This window comes from Vibrio sp. V39_P1S14PM300, from assembly GCF_009904765.1.
GTDB lineage: Bacteria > Pseudomonadota > Gammaproteobacteria > Enterobacterales > Vibrionaceae > Vibrio > Vibrio proteolyticus.
Genome location: NZ_WXWP01000022.1, coordinates 1 through 2,384, shown reverse-complemented (window position 1 = coordinate 2,384; position 2,384 = coordinate 1). Strand labels below are relative to the sequence as shown.

4 protein-coding genes and 1 pseudogene are annotated in these 2,384 nt (G+C 41.8%); all 5 read left to right on the top strand.

Annotation, left to right across the window (positions count from 1 at the left end; all coding sequences use genetic code 11):
- Window positions 1-239, top strand: a pseudogene (locus CAG65_RS22405) (hypothetical protein); the annotation flags it as partial.
- Between the two features lie 94 nt (window positions 240-333).
- Window positions 334-855 carry a hypothetical protein gene (locus tag CAG65_RS01260; RefSeq protein ID WP_161451625.1) on the top strand — a complete coding sequence of 174 codons (522 nt, stop codon included), beginning with the start codon at window positions 334-336 and terminating at the stop codon, window positions 853-855.
- Between the two features lie 134 nt (window positions 856-989).
- Entirely contained in the window at window positions 990-1,370 is a 381-nt protein-coding gene (locus tag CAG65_RS01255) for a nuclear transport factor 2 family protein (protein WP_161451623.1), read from the top strand.
- 148 nt (window positions 1,371-1,518) lie between these two features.
- Window positions 1,519-1,872 carry a glyoxalase/bleomycin resistance/dioxygenase family protein gene (locus tag CAG65_RS01245; RefSeq protein WP_161451619.1) on the top strand — a complete coding sequence of 118 codons (354 nt, stop codon included), beginning with the start codon at window positions 1,519-1,521 and terminating at the stop codon, window positions 1,870-1,872.
- A 136-nt stretch (window positions 1,873-2,008) separates the two neighbouring features.
- Window positions 2,009-2,384, top strand: a 376-nt coding sequence (locus CAG65_RS01235; protein ID WP_202599228.1) for a hypothetical protein, incomplete at its 3' end; no start/stop codon positions are given.

Here is a 2,384-nt window from a genome sequence, read left to right as displayed (position 1 = left end):
ATTCTACATTGATGGTCTTTGGAGTTGCGTCTCTTGTTTTGATAGAGGTTGGGGAGCAATTTCATGCCCCAATTGCGATGAGTTTGTTACAGGGGACATGGATACGATTCAGTATTTTGCTTGTGTTAGATGCGAAGATGATGTCAGGGCGAGTATTGCGGAAAATGGTTTTTAACAAACTGTTTAAGAGTGATTCGCAACGCGTGGCATTTTTACTATGCGTTGCGTTTAGTGTTTAAGGTGGTATGCGGTGACTTCGGTATTGCGTTGCTCACACCTTAACAGGGCGTTAGGTTTTCTGGAGATAGTGAATTGAGCAGAGAAATATACGATATGGAACGACGTTGTGTTGATAGGCACAATGATTTAGCGGGTCACATTAATCGGATGAGTCAGCAGCAAGCTCGTATCATGACAAACGAAAATATAGCGGCGACAAAAGAAGTAGTTGCTCACGTATACGGAAAAGCTAACTCTTACAGCAATGTAATTATTGCTGCTGGTTATGTCGGTTTCTTTACTTTATGGTCAAATCTAAAAAGTGATTTACCTCAATGGGCTATTTTAAGCTCAGGCGCACTTATACTGATATCACTGATGACATTTATAGGATTTGAACTATATAAAATGATCAGTGTTTCAGTACAAATGCACAGAGTCTCAAAACGGCTTCAAAAGCCCGACATGTCGTCTCTAAGTGAAATACAGCGTATTGAGCAAAAAAGCGCACTGATTAACGCTAGGGTCTGGGTTTTTACAGTTATTCCAACAGTTTTGTCGGGATTTGGAGCCGGTCTTATATTGTTATACTGCTTTCTGGTTGACTTTATAGCACCATATTTGCAACAAACCTAACAAACAATTTAAGAGTGATTCAGCACGCTTGGCATTTTCGGTTTGGGTTGAGTTCGGTGTTTACGGTGGTCAAATTGAGAGTCGTGGTTGCGTGCTTCACACCTTAATTGGGCGTTAGGTGCTTGGAGAAAATCATGAACTCAAAGGAAGTCGTCCTAGCTTTTTGGGATGCGATGAAAACAAATGACTTTGCCAAAGCAAGCGAGTGGCTTAGCCGAGATTTCGAGGGTTTCTGGCCGCAGTCAGATGAACTCATTATTGGCCGAGACAACTTCACAGCTATCAATTCCTATTACCCTGCGAATGGTATTTGGGAATTTACAATCCACTCTGTAGTTTGCGACGGTGAAACAGTTGTCACTGATGTATCAATTGCAGATAGTGTCCAAAAAGCACGCGCTATAACATTCCATACCGTTGAAAATGGCCTGATAATTAAGCAAAAAGAGTTCTGGCCAGACCCAATGGAAGCACAGGCATGGCGGGCAAAATGGGTCAGATTAGTGCAAGATTAAGCTACGCACCTAACAAACAATTTAAGAGTGATTCGGCACGCGTGGCATTTTTACTATGCGTTGGTTTTAGTGGTTAAGGTGGTATGCGGCGGCATCGGTATTGCGTGCTTCACACCTTAATTGGGCGTTATGTGGCAGGAGAGAATTTATGACCCCAGCAGCAGTTCTTGTTCATGTCCCTAATGTAGAGCAGGGATTAGATTGGTATCAAAAAGCCTTTCCTGAAGCGACGCCTGTCTACCACTCAGATTTTGATTTTACGGTATTAGACCTCAATGGCTTTTCTATTGAAATAGTGCAAGCTGATGAAAAAGTGGGCTCTGGTAAAAATGGAACTGTTCTTTATTGGTCAGTAAACAATTTATCCAAGTCATTAGCATACTTTGGGGCTCTTGGTGCAAAGCTTTACCGAGGCCCAATAGAAATAGAAAATGGGCTTTCAATGTGTCAAGTTGAAGACCCGTTTGGCAACTTAATTGGCTTGAGAGGCAAAGCCACATAACAAAGCGTTCAAGAGGGACTTGGCACGCGTGGCATTTTTGGTTTGCAGTTTGTTTAGTGGTTAAGGTGTTATGCGGCAACTGTTGCATTGCGTGCCTGCGCCCCTTAACGCGGCGTTAGTACGATAAGGAGACATTTTGATTAAAAACATTCCAACGAATCAAGATTTCTATAAAACAGGTCGAGAACTTCTGGATCTTGCATGGGATATGATTGCTAAGCTCCTTATGAATTTGAATGAAGGAGAATATTACGGTGTAAATTCTGATGAGATTTCGGAAGAATATTGGAGTAGAGCAAAACGGCAACTAACAACTTCTCTATCTATAACTCAGCAAGGTATAGAATTTCTGATTAAGGGAAGGATCTGCCAAATCTCACCATTTTTGTTAATTTCTGAATCGCCTTCGAAGTGGCCTTCTCCTTATGAGGGTAAACCTATCGATTTCAGTCAATTTCGTTCAATTGATGCACAAGACTTGGTTCGAGTCCACGATACCTTTTCAGAACAAC